The organism is Pseudomonas sp. S36 (genome assembly GCF_016647875.1).
Classification (GTDB): Bacteria; Pseudomonadota; Gammaproteobacteria; order Pseudomonadales; family Pseudomonadaceae; genus Aquipseudomonas; species Aquipseudomonas parafulva.
This window is the reverse complement of the sequence record NZ_JACVVG010000046.1, coordinates 1-18,137: the sequence shown is the minus strand read 5'-3', so window position 1 is coordinate 18,137 and position 18,137 is coordinate 1. Positions and strand designations below refer to the sequence as shown.

Genomic DNA, 18,137 nt, shown 5'->3' with positions numbered 1-18,137 from the left:
GCATCCCATGGGTGACCGAGCCACACAAGGCCGGCTGGGCAGACGAACGGCTACTTGCCAAGCGACCGCCGACCCGCCATAACCACGCTATGAACCTGCCCGCCCATCAACACCCCGCGCTCGAGCTGTTCCACCCGGCTGTCGCCACCTGGTTCCGTCGCCAGTTCGCCACGGTCACGGGCGCCCAGGCCCAGGCCTGGCCGCTGATCCACGCCGGGCAGTCGACCCTGCTCGCCGCCCCCACCGGCTCGGGCAAGACCTTGAGTGCGTTTCTGGCAGTGCTCGACGGGCTGTTCCGCGAGGGGCTGGAACACCAGGGCCAACTGCCTGCCCGTACCCAGGTGGTGTACGTGTCGCCCCTCAAGGCGCTGTCCAACGATATTCGCCTGAACCTGCAGATGCCCCTGGAAGGCATCCGCCAGGCGCTGGAAGAACAAGGCCTGCAACCGCCGCACATCACCACGGCGGTACGCACCGGCGATACCCCGCAGAAAGCGCGCGCGGCCATGCGCCGGCTGGCGCCGCACATTCTGGTGACCACCCCCGAATCGCTGTACGTGCTGATGGGGTCGGCATCGGGCCGCGAGGGGCTGCGTAGCGTGCACACGGTGATTGTCGACGAAATCCATGCCCTGGCCGGCAACAAGCGTGGGTGCCACCTGGCGCTTACCCTGGAACGCCTGCAGGCCCTGTGCAACCGTCCCTTGCGCCGCATCGGCCTGTCCGCCACCCAGCGCCCGGTTGAACGGGTGGCGCAATTTCTGGTGGGTAGCCAGCGGACTTGCGCCATTGTCGATGTGGGCCATGCGCGCCAGCGCGACCTGGCCATCGAGATCCCGCCGGTACCGTTGGGTGCCGTGCTGGCTAACGATACCTGGGGCCTGGTCTATGATCGCCTCGCTGCGCTGGCCCGCGAGCACCGCACCACGCTGGTGTTCGTCAACACCCGCCGGCTGGCAGAGCGCATCACCCGCCACCTCAGCGACCGCCTGGGCAAGGATGCAGTGGCCGCCCACCATGGCAGCTTGTCCAAGGAGTTGCGCCTGGACGCCGAACAGCGCCTCAAGGCCGGCCAACTGCAAGTACTGGTCGCCACTGCATCGCTGGAACTGGGCATCGACATCGGCGACATCGACCTGGTCTGCCAGATCGCCTCACCGGGCTCGATCGCCGCATTTCTGCAGCGGGTTGGCCGTGCGGGCCACCAGGTGGATGGCGTGCCCAAGGGCCGCCTGTTCGCTACCTCACGCGACGACCTGATTGAATGCGTGGCCCTGCTCGACTGCGTGCGCCGGGGCGAACTGGACGAGCTGCATGTGCCCCGTGCGCCGCTGGACGTGGTGGCCCAGCAGATCGTTGCCGAAGTCAGCAACCAGGCGTGGCATGAGCAGGCGCTGTTCGACTGCCTGCGCCAGGCGATGCCGTTCGCCACCCTTGACCCTGACCACTATCAAGCGCTGTTGCGCATGCTGGCCGAGGGCTACAACGGCCGCCAGGGGGTACGCAGTGCCTACCTGCACCGTGACGCGGTCAGCGGCATGCTGCGGGGGCGGCGCGGCAGCCAGCTGACTGCACTGACCAGCGGCGGCACCATCCCCGATAACGCTGACTACGCGGTGCTGCTCGAACCCCAGGCGCTGAACATCGGCAGCGTCAACGAAGACTTTGCGGTCGAGAGCATCGCCGGCGATATCTTCCAGCTGGGCAATGCGTCGTATCGCATCCTCCGGGTCGAGGCCGGGCGCGTGAGGGTGGAAGATGCCCATGGCCTGCCACCGACCATCCCTTTCTGGCTGGGCGAAGCGCCGGGGCGCAGCAACGAACTGTCCGCAGCGGTGGCCAGGCTGCAAGGGCAGATCGACGAGCAATTGCAGCGTGCTGAAGGCGATACGCTCGTTGTACAGGCGTGGCTGCAACGCACCTTCGAACTGGAAGAGGCCTGTGCGCAGCAGTTACTGGACTACCTGGGCCGCACCTGGGCTGTGCTCGGGGCGTTGCCATCGCGCGACACGCTGATCATGGAGCGCTTCTTCGACGAGTCTGGCGGCACCCAACTGATCATCCACTCGCCCTACGGCAGCCGCATCAACCGGGCGTGGGGGCTGGCGCTGCGCAAGCGGTTCTGCCGCACCTTCAACTTTGAACTGCAGGCTGCCGCCAGCGAGGACGCCATTGTGCTGTCGCTGTCTGCCGGCCACAGTTTCGAGTTGGCCGATGTATGGCGCTACCTCAACAGCCGCAGTGCAGAGCAACTGCTGGTGCAGGCCGTGCTTGATGCCCCGCTGTTCGGCGTGCGCTGGCGCTGGAATGCCGGGGTGGCCATGGCGCTCCCGCGCTTTGCAGGGGGGCGCAAGGTGGCGCCGCAGGTCCAGCGCATGAAGAGCGAGGACTTGATCGCGGCCGTGTTCCCCGACCAGCTCGCCTGCCTGGAAAACCTGGCCGGTGAGCGGCAGGTGCCTGACCACCCACTGGTCGAGCAAACCCTGGACGACTGCCTGCACGAAGCCATGGACAGTGACGGCTGGCTGGCGCTGTTGCAGCGCATGGAGCAAGGCGCCGTGCGCCTGTTGAGCTGCGACTTGCCCGCCCCGTCACCGTTGGCAGCGGCCATCCTCAATGCCCGGCCCTACGCGTTTCTGGATGACGCCCCACTGGAGGAGCGACGCACCCAGGCCGTGCTCAACCGGCGCTGGAGCGATGTGACCAGCGCGCACGACCTGGGCGCGCTGGACGCCGATGCCATCGCCGCCGTCGCCGCCGAGGCGTGGCCGCAGCCCGGCAATGCCGATGAAATGCACGAGGCGCTGATGAGCCTGGGTGCCATTCACCGCGATGAAGCCCAGGCTGAGCCCCGCTGGCGCGCACTGCTGGCACAGCTGGCCAAAGCCGGGCGCGCCCTGTATCTGGAAGGCCAATCACTGTGGTTGGCGCGCGAGCGGCTGGCCCTGTTGCAAGCGGTCTACCCAGGCTGCCAACCCACCCCTGCACCCGATGTGCTGCCGGGTTTCGATGAACCGGTAGCACCGGAGCAGGCACTCAGCGAGCTGCTGCGCGCCCGCTTGAGCGGCCACGGCCCGAGCACCGCAGCGCAACTGGCTGCGCCGCTGGGCAAGCCAGCGGGCGACATGGAACAGGCGCTGGCCCGCCTGGAGAGCGAAGGCTATGTGCTGCGTGGGCATTTCAGCCCAGGTGCCGATGACATGCAGTGGTGCGAACGCCACCTGCTGGCCCGTATCCACCGCTACACGGTCAAGCGTCTGCGGCGGGAAATAGAACCGGTCAGCCTGCAGGACTTCATGCGCTTTCTGTTCGACTGGCAGCACCTGGCACCGGACCAGCGGCTGCGCGGCCCGCAGGCAGTCACCCAGGTACTGGCTCAACTGCAGGGGTTCCCCAGTGCGGCTGCAGCCTGGGAAGCCGATGTGCTGCCCGCCCGCATCCAGGATTACACCCCGCACTGGCTCGACGATGCCTGCCGCAGCGGCCAGTTTGCCTGGAGCCGGTTGGCCGCGACGGTGTCGGGCAGCACCCTCGCCAGCACGCCATTGGTGTTGCTGCCGCGCGAGCAGGTGAACACCTGGCGCAGTCTTGCGCCCACCGTCGCCGTCGATGACCTGGGGCTACGGGCGCAGAAGGTGCATGGTGCACTGAAAGCCCACGGCGCACTGTTTTTCGACGAACTCAGCCAAGAGGCGCGCCTCCTGCCCAGCGAGCTGGAAGCAGCGCTGCAGGAACTGGTGGGGGCGGGCCTGGTGGGCGCTGACAGCTTCACCGGCCTGCGCAGCCTTATCACCCCCACCGCCAGGCGCAGCACTCGACGCCCCCGTTTCGGCCACGTGCCAGTTTCTACCAGCATGGCCTATGCCGGGCGCTGGGCACTGCTGCGTCGAAGCGATGCCCTGCCCGATCAGCAGCAACGCCTGGAGAGCATCGCGCGCGCCCTGCTGCAACGCTATGGGGTGATCTGCTGGCGGCTGCTGGAGCGCGAAAGCGATGTGCTGCCGCCCTGGCGTGAGTTGCTGCGTTGCTATCACCGCCTGGAGGCACGTGGCGAGATCCGTGGCGGGCGTTTTATCGCCGGGCTGGCGGGCGAACAGTTTGCCCTGCCCGAGGCAGTGGCAGTGCTGCGCCAGGTACGGCGGCGCGAGGCCCAGGGCACGTTGCAGGTGGTGAGCGCCAGTGACCCGCTGAACCTGATCGGGTCGCTGCTGCCCGGCGCCAAGGTGCCTGCCGTGGGCGGCAACCGGCTTTTGTACCGCGACGGGGTGCCCGTGGCGGTGCGTGTGGGCAAGCGCTACTCCTGCCTGGTCGACGCGCCGGCAGCGCAGCAGGAAGGTTGGCGGCAGTTGCTGCTGCGCGACATGCCCTTTGCAGCGGCGGGCAAGTTGGCTATGGTCGGTGCTGAACCCAGGCCCTGAGCCTGACCGCGCCATCACAAGGACCCTGTATGAGCCTGTCACTTCTCAGCCGCTATGCCGTGTTTGCCGCCTGCGTACTGTTCACCCTGGCCAGCCTGCCATTCATGCACCACGAATGGTTGTGGCCCTTCACCCTCACCACGGCGGTGCTCAGCCTGATCGGGCTGTTCGACTTGCTGCAGAAGCGTCATGCGGTGCGCCGTAACTACCCGATCCTGGGCAACATCCGTTACCTGGTGGAAGGCATACGCCCGGAGATCCGCCAGTACCTGCTGGAAGCCGACAGCGACGCCCTGCCGTTTTCCCGCGCACAGCGGTCGCTGGTGTATTCACGGGCGAAGAACGAAGCGTCGGACAAACCGTTCGGCACGCTGATCGACGTGTACGCCTCGGGCTTCGAATTCATCGGCCATTCCATGCGCCCCGCCCCCCTGGCTGACCCGGCGAGCTTTCGCATCGACATCGGCGGCCCGCAGTGCACCCAGCCCTATTCAGCGTCCATTTTCAACATTTCGGCCATGAGCTTCGGCTCGCTCAGCGCCAATGCCATCCGCGCCCTGAACCAGGGCGCCAAACTGGGCAACTTCCACCACGACACCGGCGAAGGCAGCATCAGCCCCTACCACCGCGAACACGGTGGCGACCTGGTATGGGAACTGGGCAGTGGCTACTTCGGTTGCCGCACCCCGGACGGGCGCTTCGACCCGCAACGGTTTGCCACCCAGGCCAGCAGCCCGCAGGTGCGCATGATCGAAATCAAGATGAGCCAAGGTGCCAAACCTGGCCACGGCGGTATCTTGCCCAAGCACAAGGTAACCCAGGAAATCGCCGAAACCCGTGGGGTACCCCTGGGTGAGGACTGCATCTCGCCGTCGCGCCACAGTGCGTTTTCCACGCCCATCGAAATGATGCAGTTCGTTGCCCAACTGCGCGAGCTGTCAGGCGGCAAGCCGGTGGGGTTCAAGCTGTGCCTGGGGCACCCGTGGGAATTCATGGGCATCGCCAAAGCCATGCTGGAAACCGGCATTCTCCCCGACTTCATCGTGGTGGACGGCAAGGAAGGCGGCACGGGTGCAGCGCCCGTGGAGTTCACCGATCACATCGGTGTGCCGCTGCGCGAAGGGTTGCTGTTCGTGCACAACACATTGGTAGGCCTGAACCTGCGGGACAAGATCAAGCTTGGCGCCAGCGGCAAGATCGTCAGCGCGTTCGACATCGCCAGCGTACTGGCCATCGGCGCCGACTGGGCCAATGCCGCGCGCGGCTTCATGTTTGCCATCGGCTGCATTCAGTCGCAGAGCTGCCACACCAACAAGTGCCCCACCGGCGTCGCCACCCAGGACGCCCTGCGCCAGCGTGCACTGGTGGTGCCCGACAAGGCGCAACGCGTGTTCAACTTCCACAGCAATACCCTGCGCGCCCTGGCCGAGATGCTGGCTGCAGCAGGCCTGGAGCACCCGGCCCAGCTGGAGGCCAAGCACCTGGTACGGCGCATCTCGGCCACTGAAATCAAACTGTTCTCGCAGATGCATGTCTTCCTTAAGCCAGGCCAGTTGCTGACCGGCGACGTCGACGGCGAATTCTATTCGCGCATGTGGCAACTGGCCCGGGCCGACAGTTTCGAACCTCACAGCGAAGCGGCGGCCTGAATGCCCTGACCTGTGCGGTGGGGTGCTGTACAGGTCGAATCGACATTTTTTTCACATGACCCGCTCAACGTCTAAGCTTGAGTCAAGCAAGACGTAAATACCTGGCCGGATAGAAGATTATGGGCGCACTGTGGCAAACGGATCCAAGCACAACGGAAGCACCCGAACAACCTCCTGCCGAGACGCCACCCCCCAAATCCCCCCGTCAGCGCCGGCTGTGGTGGCGGTTGATCATCCTGATCCTGCTGGTGGCGGCGGGTGCCGTCGGCTACGCCGCCTATGTGGAGTTCCGTACCTCCGAGTGGCAGTCACGCGAGTTTTCCAAACTGGCCAGCACCCTCACCTACTCGCTGCAGCCAGGCCCCAGCGATGCCATCGTTTATCCGGGTGAAGGGCCATTCGACAAGCGCCTGGGCTACAGCGCCCTGGGCGAGTTTTTGCCGCGGTTGCTCAAGCGTGACTACCTGATCAGCGAACAGGTGAGGTTCTCGCCGGCACTGGTCAATTATGTTGACCACGGTTTGTTCGCCCCGTACATCGAGAAGGTCCAGGCCGGGTTGTCCATTACCGACTGCCGGGGCGATACCCTCTACGAGTACAAGTACCCCCAACACCTGTACCCGGATTTCGCGGCGATTCCACCGGTAATGGTCAACAGCCTGCTGTTTATCGAAAACCGCGACCTGCTCGACACCCAGGACCCACGCAATAACCCGGCGGTGGACTGGCCACGGTTCGCCAAGGCGGCCTACAGCCAGATCGCCCGTTACCTCGCCCTGCCTGGCCAGTCGGCCGGCGGTAGTACCCTGGCCACCCAGCTGGAAAAGTACCGCCATTCGCCGGACGGGCTGACGGTGTCCGGTGCGGAAAAAATCCGCCAGATGATCTCGGCCAGCGTACGCGCCTACCAAGGTGGGCCAGACACTACCGAGGCGCGCCAGCGTATCGTGCGCGACTACCTCAACAGCGTGCCCCTGTCCGCAGTGCCCGGCCACGGTGAGGTACATGGCATGGCCGAGGGCCTGCGGGTGTGGTACGGCGCCGATTTCGATCAGGTGAACCAAGCCCTTACGGCCACCACCACCGACCCGCAAAGCTTGGCCGCCCGTGGCCTGGCCCTGCGCCAGGTGCTGTCGCTGATGATCGCCCAGCGGCGCCCGTCCCACTACCTGTCCAAAGGCCGCAATGAGCTGGCTGACCTGACCGATGCCCATGTGCGCGTACTGGCAGCCAACCACGTCATCGAGCAACCGCTTGCCGATGCGGCACTGGCCAGCAAGGCGGTCTACCGGGACTGGGTGGCGCAACCCACCATCGTGCCGATCGTCACCAACAAGGGCATCAGCCTGGCCCGTAACCGCCTGGCGGCCATGCTCAACCGCCCGCTCTACGACCTTGACCGCCTGGACCTGTCGGCCACCAGCACCTTGCAGGCCGATTTGCAGATCCAGGTGAGCCAATACCTGAAAAACCTCGCCGACCCCGTCTTCGCCGGGCAGATCGGCCTGATCGGCGAGCGTCTGCTCACCGCAAAGACCACCGACCAGGTCAGCTACAGCTTCACCCTGTTCGAACGCACCGCCGACGGCTCGCGGGTGCGGGTGCAAACCGACAGCACCAACCAGCCCTTCGACATCAATGAGGGCAGCAAGCTGGAGTTGGGCTCCACCGCCAAGTTGCGGGTGCTCACCACCTATCTGGAGATCATCGCCGAGCTGCATGACAAGTACGCCGGCAAGCCGGTGGCAGCGCTTAACAAAGTGGACGTTGCCGAGCTGGACAGCATCAGCCGGTGGTCGCTGGGCTGGCTGGCACAGAACAGCAAAAACCAGAGCCTGGATGCCATGCTAGATGCCGCGCTGGAGCGCAAGTACTCCGCCAGTACCGGTGAAGCTTTCTTTACCGGTGGCGGCATGCATGTGTTCAACAACTTCCGCAAGGAAGACAACGGCCGGATCCCTACCCTCAAGGACGCCCTGCGCGAATCGATCAACTTGCCGTTCATCCGCCTGATGCGCGACGTGGTGCGCTATGTGACCTACCAGCAACCGTACAACCGGGTGCCGTTGCTCAAGGACGATGCCGACCCGCGCCGCCAGGAATACCTGGCCCGCTTTGCCGACAAGGAAGGCAGCAACTACCTGATGCGCTTCTGGAAGAAGTACCAGCGCAAAACCTCCCAGCAACGCCTGGACACCTTCCTCGACAGCATGCGCGTGACGCCACAGCGGCTGGCGGCCGTGCACCGCTACCTGTTCCCCGAAGCCGGCCAGCAAACCTTCAATGCATTTGTACGGGCCCACCTGAAGGGCGACAAGGCAGCCCTCGGCAAGCTTACCGACGGCCGGCTGGCCGAGATGTACGACAGCTATGGGCCTGGCAAGTACGACCTGCCTGACCAAGGCTATATCGCCAAGGTGCACCCCCTGGACTTGTGGCTGCTGGGCTACCTGCTGAAGAACCCCGGTTCGACCTTGAGCGAGATGCTGAACGCCAGCCGTTTCGAGCGCCAGGAAGTGTACGGCTGGCTGTTCAAGAGCCGCCACCAGGGCGCCCGCGACAGCCGCATCAGAACCATGGTCGAAATCGAAGCCTTCACCGACATTCACCAGCGCTGGAAGCGCGTGGGTTACCCGTTCGACCACCTGGTACCGTCCCTGGCTACCGCCATTGGCAGCTCGGGTGACCGGCCTGCGGCGCTGTCCGAACTGGTCGGCATCATCCAGAACGACGGCGTGCGCCTGCCGACGCTGCGCATCGATACGCTGCATTTCGCCGCCAACACGCCCTATGAAACCAAGCTGCTAAGCGACCCAGACCGTGGGGTTCGGATTTTGCCCGTGGAAGTGGCGCGGGCACTCAAGGGTGCCATGTCGCAGGTAGTGGATGCAGGGACTGCACGGCGTATCTCGGGCAGCTTCAAGCTGCAGGACGGTACGCCACTCGTGATGGGTGGCAAGACCGGCACCGGCGACAACCGCATCGAAAGCTTCGGTGCCGGCGGCCGCCTGATCGGCTCCCGCTCGCTGAACCGCACCGCCACGTTCGTGTTCTTCCTCGGCGACAACCACTTTGGCACCCTGACGGCGTTCGTACCGGGGCGATCAGCAGAGGCCTTCAAGTTCACCTCGGCGCTACCGGTACAGGTATTGAAGGGCATGGCGCCCATCCTCATGCCCTATCTGCAGCCGGGTAACCCCAATGAGTGCAAGCCGCCTGAACTGGCAGCCAACCTATCCACCAACGCTAAATCATCGATTCAATAGATGATAATCATCAGCATTCAGGGTTTGCCTGTGATCTATCTTGAGTACTATCTTAAGATATATCTCAACAGGGAGCCCCGACCATGCGCGAACCTGCCCATGATCCTTTCGACCGACGAGCCGGCCGTGGCGAACGCGGCCCTCGGGTGTTCGCACCCGGCGACCTGAGGCTGCTGTTACTGGCGCTACTGGCTGACCAGCCTGGCCACGGCTACGACCTGATCCGCCAGATCGAAAAGCTGTTCGACGCCAGCTACACGCCCAGCCCGGGGGTGATCTACCCCACCCTGAACTTCCTCGAAGAAGCCGAGCTGATCAGTGGCCAGACCCAGGGCAGTAAACGCCTGTACGTGATCACCGATGCCGGGCGCAACGCACTCGTCGAGCAGGCCGTGGCCCTGGAAGGGGTGCGCATGCGCATCGAGGTAAGCAAACGCGCCCTGCGCGGGCATGACCGACCATCCGAAATCCATGAAGCGGTCAGCAACCTGCGCCATGCCCTGCACATGCACCATGGCCGTTGGACACCCGATGAAATCGAACGTGTCCGCGACCTGCTCAACCACACCGCCAAGGCCATCGCCAGCGGGCCCACCGACTTTGCCAGAGAGACCTCAGATGAGTGATTCCATCCACCGCGTCAACCACGAAATCCGCCAACGCCGCCTGCAGGTCCTGCGGGTGACCGAACTCACCCCGCGGATGCGCCGCATCACCTTGGGCGGTGAAGAACTGCAGGGGTTCACCAGCCTGGGCAGCGACGACCACATCAAGCTGCTGTTTGCCGAAACACCCGAACAGCAACAGGCGCTGGAAGCCCGCGAAATGGCCCGGGATGGCAACGCCCGGCCAACCATGCGCGAATATACCCCCCGGCGCATCGACCTGGAGGCCAACGAGCTGGACATCGACTTCGTGCTGCACGGCGATGGCCCGGCCTCCACCTGGGCAGCCCAGGCGACACCAGGGCAGCACCTGGATATCGCCGGGCCGCGTGCCTCGCTGGTGGTGCCGGATATGTTCGACAGCTACCTGCTGATTGGCGACGAGACCGCCCTGCCTGCCATCGGCCGTCGCCTCGAAGGCCTGCCTGCAGGGCGTCGCGTGGTCGCCGTCATCCAGGTCGAAGACGTCCATGAGCAGCAGCCATTACCCAGCCAGGCCCAGGTAGACGTGCAGTGGCTGATTCGCGGGCAGGACGACGTGCTTGCGCGGGTGCAACACATGCCACTGCCCGAGGGCCGCGTGTACGCGTGGGTCGCGCTGGAGAAGGCCCTCACCCGTCAGGTAAAGGCGGCATTACTGGAAAAAGGCGTGCCCGACGATGCGCTCAAAGCGGCTGCCTACTGGCGCGCCGACGGCACTGCGGACGATGCCTGACGCGCCCGAGCGCTTCACTGGCGCCACCGGTCCAGCGCCAGCAGCACCAGGCCAATCGCCCAGAACCCCGCCAACACGCCAAGTGCGTTGACCAGCACCTGGCCGTAGCCAAGGCTGGCTACATCGATGAAGGGGTAGGCGTAAGCCCCGATCTCACCCCCCCGCCACAGCGCGTAGGCAAAGTACATGGCCGGGTACACCGCCCAGGCGGCCAGATGCCTCACGCGCAAGGTGCCTTTGGGCACCTCGAACCACCAGTACAGAGTGTACAGCGCGGGCATCACGTCGTGCAGCAGCTCATCCGCCAGCCACTGCCAGCCTTCTGGCTGCCAGAGGTGGCGCAACAGGATGCTGTAGGCCAGGGCCACCAGCAGGATGCTGACCGCCACTGCCGATGCCACCACCGGTGACAGGAAAAACCGCTTGCCTGCCCCCTCACGGCCAAATGCCGCATAGCTGAGCACCGTGGCCACCAGCAGGTTGGTGAGCACCGTGAAATACCCGAACACGTTGATCAGCCCGCCGATCAGGCTGGCCTGCGCCTGCCAGCGCCCCCACAACACCAGGTACACCTGCACGGCCAGGCCGAACCACCCCAGCAGCGCGATGCCGGTCAACCAGGGACGGCGAGGCACCTCAAGCTTGCCGCTGCAGTTTCACGTACAACTGCTCGACCTTTTCCCGAGCCCAGGGGGTTTTGCGCAAAAAGGTCAGGCTGGACTTGATCGTGGGGTTGCTCTTGAAGCAGCGCACGTCGATGCGCTCGGCCAGGCCTTGCCATTGGTAGTGGGCCACCAGCTCGGTGAGGATCTGCTCAAGGGTCTTGCCGTGCAGTGCGTTGTGTTGGGCCGTGCTCATGCCAGTGCTCCGGTACAAAGATGCGCACCTTACACCACCCCAAGGCGGGGTGTGCGGCAAGTAAAGGGAGAAAAGACTGGCCAGTGGCAAAATCTCTGTGCTGAAATACGTATGTTATATAGTAACAATACAATTTTTCTGCCAAGGAACGCTCCTTTCCCATGTTGTACTCACCGCTTCGCTTCTCCCCCCTCGCCGTCGCGCTCTGGTTAGCCGCGTCGCCCAGCCAGGCCGTGGAACTCGCCCCCCAGGTCATTACTGCCAACCCGTTGGGCAAGCGCCAGCTCGCGGCGCCCAGCACCGTGCTCGAAGGCGACGACCTGCTGCAACAGCAGCATGGCAGCCTGGGGGAAACCCTCAACAAGCAACCGGGGGTTGCTTCGACCTGGTTCGGGCCAGGTGCCAGCCGCCCGGTCATCCGTGGCCTGGATGGCGACCGCATCCGTATTCTGCGCAACGGCGTGGGTGCTCTGGACGCCTCTTCCCTGTCCTACGACCATGCCGTGCCGCTGGACCCGGTCACGGTCGATCGCATCGAAATCGTCCGCGGCCCTGCCGCACTGCTGTATGGCGGCAACGCCATCGGCGGCGTGGTGAACACCTTCGACAACCGGATCCCGGACAGCCCCATCGACGGCATCCAGGGGGCCGGTGAGCTGCGCTATGGCGGTGCCGACACCACCCGCAGCAGCGCCGGCAAGCTGGAGGCCGGCAACGGTGCTTTCGCCCTGCACATCGACGCCAACAGCCGCCAGTTCAACGACCTGCGCATTCCTGGCTACGCCCGCAGCGCCAAGGTGCGCGATGGCGATGACCCCGGCAGCAAGCACCGCCTGGAAAACAGCGACGGCCGCCAGGACGGCGGCGCACTCGGCGGTGCCTACCACTGGGACCACGGTTACGCCGGGCTGTCCTACAGCCGCTATGACAGCAACTACGGGTCGGTTGCCGAACCCGGCGTGCGCCTGGACATGCAGCAGGATCATTACGCTTTCGCCTCAGAAGTGCGCGACCTGGAAGGCCCGTTCAGCTCGGTCAAGGTCGATGCTGGCTACACCGACTACCAGCACCGCGAAATCGAAGAAGGTGAAGTACACACCACGTTCAAGAACAAGGGCTACGAAGCCCGTATCGAAGCCCGTCATCAGCCGTTGGGCCCGGTAGAGGGTGTGGTCGGGGCCCAGGTGAGCCGCAACGAATTTTCGGCACTGGGCGAGGAAGCCTTCGTCCCCCACACCAACACTGACAGCCTGGCGGTGTTCTTGCTGGAGCAATGGCAAGCCACCGAACGCCTGGACCTGAGTGTGGGTGCACGCCTGGAACACACCCGCGTAGACCCGGATGCCAAGGGGAACGAGAACTTCACCGACGCCGACAGCGCCAGCAGCTTCAATGCGTTCAGCCTGTCTTCCGGTGCTGTGTACCAGCTGGACCCGATCTGGTCGCTGGCGGCCAACCTCGGCTACACCGAACGGGCACCGACCTTCTACGAGCTGTACGCCAATGGCGCTCACGTTGCCACCGGCGCCTATGAAGTGGGCGACGCCAGCCTGAACAAGGAAAAGGCCATTTCTGCCGACCTGGCGCTGCGCTTCGACAACGGCACGCACAAGGGCAGCGTGGGCGTGTTCTACAGCCATTTTCGCAACTACATCGGCCTGATTGGCACAGGCAACCTGCGCGAGGGGCATGACCATGATCATGGCGAGGATGACCATGATCACGACCATGACCATGACCACGGCGGCTTCCCGGAGTACGAGTACCAGGGCGTACGCGCGCGCTTCTACGGCATCGAGGCCCAGGACCGCTGGCAACTGGCGCAGAACCGCTACGGCAGCTTTGCCCTGGAACTGTCAGGGGACTACACCCGGGCCAAGAACCTCGACAGCGGTCAGCCATTACCGCGCATTGCGCCGCTGCGCCTGAACAGCGGGCTGGTGTGGGAACTGGACCGTTGGCAGGCGCGGGTGGACGTGCAACATGCCGCTTCGCAGCACCGTAAACCGGCCAACGAAACCAGCACCGATGGCTACACCACCTTGGGCGCCAGCGTGGGCTACCGCTTTGATATCGGCCACAGCCAGTGGCTGGCTTTCGTGCGTGGCGAGAACCTCACCGACCAGACGGTGCGCTACGCCAGTTCGATCCTGCGCGACATCGCACCGGCGCCGGGGCGCAGTGTGGAGGTGGGGTTACGGACCACGTTCTGACGGTACTGACAGTGTAGAAGGGGCTGCCCTGCAGCCCCGCTCACGCCACTATTACCCAGCAGGCAACAATGCACTGCGACAATTTGTCTTTTTTTCTGATCGCTTCCTCTATATCCTCCCCGCCGCAAGCTGAATCGCTTCATCCAACCTTCCTGACGCCATTTCCATTGATGGATCACCGCCATCGATGCGCTTGCCGTATTTTCAATAATCAGAAGACAGCGCTATCCCATGCTTCAACTGCCAAAACCCTGCTTCATCGCCCTTGCCCTGGCTGCATCGGTATCCCCAGCCTGTGCCAGCGATATGTTCGCCAGCGACTCGCCCTGGATGTTCGGCGACTGGGGCGGTACCCGCAGCGCCCTGCTGGAGCAAGGCTACGACTTTACCTTCGGCTACACCGGCGAGATGGGCAGCAACCTGCACGGCGGCTATGACCACGACCGCACTGCGCGCTACAGCGACCAGTTCACCTTTGGTAGCCACCTGGACCTGGACAAGGTGCTGGGCTGGAAAGACGCCGAATTCCAGCTCACCGTCACCGAGCGCCACGGTGACAACATCAGCAATGACCGCATCAACGACCCCCGCGTCGGTGGCTTCACGTCGGCCCAGGAAGTCTGGGGACGTGGGGAAACCTGGCGCCTCACGCAGTTGTGGCTGCGGCAGAAGTACTTCGACGGTGCACTGGATGTGAAATTCGGCCGCTTTGGCGAGGGCGAAGACTTCAACAGCTTCCCGTGCGACTTCCAGAACCTGGCGTTCTGTGGCTCGCAAGTGGGTAACTGGGTGGGGGGCATCTGGTACAACTGGCCGGTCAGCCAATGGGCACTGCGTGTGCGCTACAACCTCGGCGATGCCCTGTTCGCCCAGGTGGGCGTGTACGAACAAAACCCTTCCAACCTCGAATCCGGCAATGGTTTCAAGCTCAGCGGCAGCGGCACCCAGGGCGCCGTGATGCCGATCGAACTGGTATGGAGCCCGCGCATCCAAGGCTTGAAAGGGGAATATCGCGCTGGCTACTACTACAGTAATGCCAATACGCAGGATGTTTACAAGGACGACAACGGCAGGCCGGCAGCACTCAGTGGGGCCGCCTACCGCAGCAGCTCAAGCAAACACGGGTTCTGGCTCGGCGCCCAGCAGCAGGTCACTGCCCTGGCCAGCGACCAGTCCCGTGGCCTGAGCCTGTTCGCCAACGCCACGGTGCATGACAAGAAAACCAATGCCATCGATAACTACGTGCAGGCAGGGCTGGTATTCAAAGGGCCGTTCGACACCCGCGCCAAGGACGACATCGGCTTCGCCCTGGCCCGCGTGCACGTCAACCCCGCCTACCGCAAGAATGCCCGCCTGGCCAACCAGGCCGCAGGGGTGGACGACTACGCCAATCCGGGTTTCCTCCCGGTACAAGACACTGAATACAGCGCCGAACTGTATTACGGCATTCACCTGGCCGACTGGCTCACCGTACGCCCAAACCTGCAGTACATCCGCCACCCGGGCGGGGTGTCCCAGGTGGACGATGCGGTGGTCGGCGGCCTGAAGATCCAGAGCACGTTCTAACCCTAATTCATTCAACGGAGAACATACGATGAGCACTGAAGGTGCCAAGAGTGGAAGCCGCTGGCTACCCCGCCTGATGGGCGTCTTGCTGCTAGTGATGGGGCTGGCGCTGCTGGCCGGCGGCATCAAGCTGAGCCAGGTGGGCGGTTCGCTGTATTACCTCATTGCCGGTATCGGCTTCGCCCTGTCGGGCATTCTGCTGCTGGCCCAACGCCGTATCGGTCTGGGCCTGTATGGCCTGGTTCTGCTGGGCAGCACGGTATGGGCGCTGCTGGAAGTGGGCCTGGACTGGTGGCAACTGGTGCCGCGCCTGGCGCTGTGGTTCGCCATCGGCCTGGTGCTGCTGCTGCCTTGGGCCCGCCGCCCGCTGATCGGCCCGGCCAGCAAAGCCAACACAGCGCTGCTGAGCGTTGCCGTGATCGCCTCGGGCGCCTGCGCCGTGGCCAGCCAGTTCACCCACCCCGGTGAAGTGTTTGGCGAACTGGGCCGCGACAGCAGTGAAATGGCCAGCGATGCCCCTGCCATGCCCGATGGCGAGTGGCAGGCGTACGGGCGCACCGAGCACGGCGACCGGTACTCCCCGCTGCGCCAGATCACCGCGCAAAACGCCTACCGCCTGGAAGAGGTCTGGCGCATTCGCACGGGTGACCTGCCCACCGACAACGACCCGGTGGAACTGACCAACCAGAACACCCCGTTGAAGGTCAACGGCATGCTCTATGCCTGCACCGCCCACAGCCGCCTGCTGGCGCTGGACCCGGACACCGGCGCAGAAATCTGGCGCTTCGACCCGCAGGTCAAGAGCCCGGTCGGCACCTTCAAGGGCTTCGCCCACATGACGTGCCGCGGTGTTTCGTACTACGACGAAAACCGCTACGTAAGCCGTGACGGCAGCCCCGCGCCGAAGATCACCGACGCCGGCCAGGCCGTGGCCCAGGCTTGCCCGCGCCGGCTGTACCTGCCCACCGCCGATGCCCGCCTGATCGCCATCAACGCCGACAACGGCAAGGTGTGCGAGGGCTTCGCCAACCAGGGCACCATCGACCTGACCAAAGGCATCGGGCCGTTCACCGCGGGGGGTTACTACTCCACCTCGCCGGCAGCCATTACCCGTGACCTGGTCATCATCGGCGGCCACGTTACCGACAACGAGTCGGTCGACGAGCCATCGGGCGTGATCCGCGCCTACGACGTACATGACGGCCACCTGGTCTGGAACTGGGACAGCAACAACCCGGACGACACCAAGCCACTGGCCCCGGGCAAGACCTACACCCGCAACTCGGCCAACATGTGGTCAATCGCCAGTGTCGACGAAGACCTGGGCATGATCTACCTGCCGCTGGGCAACCAGACCCCGGACCAGTGGGGCGCGGACCGTACTCCGGGTGCCGAGAAGTACAGCGCCGGTGTCGTCGCCCTGGACCTCGCCACCGGCAAGGCGCGCTGGAACTACCAGTTCACCCATCACGACCTGTGGGACATGGACGTCGGTAGCCAGCCCACGCTGGTTCAGCTGAAGACTGACGATGGCGTGAAGCCCGCGATCATTGTGCCGACCAAACAGGGCAGCCTGTACGTGCTGGACCGCCGCGATGGCACGCCGATTGTGCCGATCCGTGAGATCCCGACCCCGCAAGGTGCGGTGAAGGGCGATCACACCTCGCCCACACAGGCCCGTTCGGACCTGAACCTGCTGGGCCCTGAGCTGACCGAGCAGGCCATGTGGGGCGCCACGCCGTTCGACCAGATGCTGTGCCGCATCCAGTTCCGCGAGCTGCGCTACGAAGGCCAGTACACGCCGCCGTCCGAGCAGGGCACCCTGGTCTACCCGGGCAACGTGGGTGTGTTCAACTGGGGCAGCGTGTCGGTCGACCCGGTACGTCAACTGCTGTTCACCACGCCTAACTACATGGCGTTCGTATCGAAGATGATCCCACGCGAGCACGTGGCCGAGGGCAGCAAGCGCGAAAGCGAAACCAGCGGCGTGCAGCCTAACGCCGGCGCCCCCTACGCCGTGACCATGCACCCGTTCCTGTCGCCGCTGGGTGTACCGTGCCAGGCGCCAGCCTGGGGCTATGTGGCCGCCATTGACCTGTTCACCAACAAGGTGGTCTGGAAACACAAGAACGGCACCACCCGTGACAGCACCCCTGTGCCGATCGGCCTGCCGGTGGGTGTACCGAGCATGGGTGGTTCCATCGTAACTGCCGGTGGCGTTGGCTTCCTCAGCGGTACGCTGGACCAGTACCTGCGTGCCTATGACGTGAACAACGGCAAGGAGCTGTGGAAGGCGCGGCTGCCAGCGGGTGGTCAGGCAACGCCGATGACCTACACGGGCAAGGACGGCAAGCAGTATGTGTTGGTGACTGCGGGTGGCCATGGGTCGCTGGGTACCAAGATGGGTGACTACATCATCGCTTACAAGCTTCCAAACTGATTGGAGGGGCGCTTATCCCGCGCAGACATTCTTTTGCGCGGGTGGCGCTTAGTCACCTTTCCGCCCTTACGGCGTGTTACTTGGGTCTTGGCCCAAGTAACCAAAGCCGCCGGCTCCCGTCATCAGGCTCCCTGAAGTCGCAATCTATGTGGCTTGAACTATCGCGCGCTTAGAGGCAGTAGCATCCGAGTTCTTCCAGTGAGTGCATGGATATATTCAAGTTCGCTGTTGCTGTTGCTGTTGCTGTTGCTGTTGCTGTAGATCTTGATCTTGACTTTGATCTTGATCTTGATCTTAGCGACTTCAGGAGGCCGAACGAAGGACTTGCGGAGGGAGGTGACGGGCAT

Annotated in this window: 11 protein-coding genes; 8 read left to right on the top strand and 3 right to left on the bottom strand. The window is 64.3% G+C overall.

The features are described from left to right. Positions 1 to 89: 89 nt before the first annotated feature. The 5 genes from IAE36_RS19980 (at position 90) to IAE36_RS19960 (ending at position 10,713) form a co-directional block, all read left to right on the top strand. Positions 90 to 4,418: an Lhr family helicase gene (locus IAE36_RS19980; RefSeq protein ID WP_201214207.1), complete on the top strand. Its 4,329-nt coding sequence runs from the start codon at positions 90 to 92 to the stop codon at positions 4,416 to 4,418. A 29-nt stretch (positions 4,419 to 4,447) separates the two neighbouring features. Further along, complete coding sequence (locus IAE36_RS19975; protein ID WP_201214194.1) at positions 4,448 to 6,067, top strand: FMN-binding glutamate synthase family protein; 1,620 nt, start codon at positions 4,448 to 4,450, stop codon at positions 6,065 to 6,067. Positions 6,068 to 6,186: 119 nt separating this feature from the next. Further along, entirely contained in the window at positions 6,187 to 9,333 is a 3,147-nt protein-coding gene (locus IAE36_RS19970) for a transglycosylase domain-containing protein (RefSeq protein WP_201214193.1), read from the top strand. 83 nt (positions 9,334 to 9,416) lie between these two features. Further along, on the top strand, positions 9,417 to 9,959 hold the full coding sequence (locus IAE36_RS19965) for a PadR family transcriptional regulator (RefSeq protein ID WP_201214191.1): 543 nt from the start codon (positions 9,417 to 9,419) through the stop codon (positions 9,957 to 9,959). Then, entirely contained in the window at positions 9,952 to 10,713 is a 762-nt protein-coding gene (locus IAE36_RS19960) for a siderophore-interacting protein (RefSeq protein WP_201214189.1), read from the top strand. Before IAE36_RS19965 ends, IAE36_RS19960 begins: the two co-directional genes overlap by 8 nt. A 14-nt stretch (positions 10,714 to 10,727) precedes the next feature. On the opposite strand, the gene IAE36_RS19955 is transcribed toward IAE36_RS19960, so the two are convergent. Together IAE36_RS19955 and IAE36_RS19950 are read right to left on the bottom strand one after the other, a co-directional pair. Further along, the gene (locus IAE36_RS19955; protein WP_060482749.1) at positions 10,728 to 11,348 is read right to left on the bottom strand and encodes a Pr6Pr family membrane protein; all 621 of its coding nucleotides are present in this window, start codon (positions 11,346 to 11,348) and stop codon (positions 10,728 to 10,730) included. A gap of 1 nt (position 11,349) precedes the next feature. Beyond that, positions 11,350 to 11,571 (bottom strand): VF530 family DNA-binding protein, encoded by a 222-nt coding sequence (locus tag IAE36_RS19950; protein ID WP_003252112.1) that lies wholly within the window; start codon positions 11,569 to 11,571, stop codon positions 11,350 to 11,352. A 161-nt stretch (positions 11,572 to 11,732) separates the two neighbouring features. Between IAE36_RS19950 and IAE36_RS19945 the strand changes: the two genes are divergently transcribed. From IAE36_RS19945 to IAE36_RS19935, 3 genes are all read left to right on the top strand, one after another. Further along, positions 11,733 to 13,784 (top strand): TonB-dependent receptor, encoded by a 2,052-nt coding sequence (locus IAE36_RS19945; protein ID WP_201214187.1) that lies wholly within the window; start codon positions 11,733 to 11,735, stop codon positions 13,782 to 13,784. A 231-nt stretch (positions 13,785 to 14,015) separates the two neighbouring features. Next, a complete protein-coding gene (locus IAE36_RS19940) occupies positions 14,016 to 15,350 on the top strand; it encodes a carbohydrate porin (protein WP_201214185.1) in 1,335 nt (444 codons plus the stop codon). Positions 15,351 to 15,378: 28 nt separating this feature from the next. After that, a complete protein-coding gene (locus tag IAE36_RS19935; protein ID WP_201214184.1) occupies positions 15,379 to 17,790 on the top strand; it encodes a glucose/quinate/shikimate family membrane-bound PQQ-dependent dehydrogenase in 2,412 nt (803 codons plus the stop codon). A 158-nt stretch (positions 17,791 to 17,948) separates the two neighbouring features. Here the strand turns inward: IAE36_RS19935 and IAE36_RS23750 are convergent, their stop codons facing one another. Continuing rightward, positions 17,949 to 18,137 carry a hypothetical protein gene (locus IAE36_RS23750; RefSeq protein ID WP_236409104.1) on the bottom strand — a complete coding sequence of 63 codons (189 nt, stop codon included), beginning with the start codon at positions 18,135 to 18,137 and terminating at the stop codon, positions 17,949 to 17,951.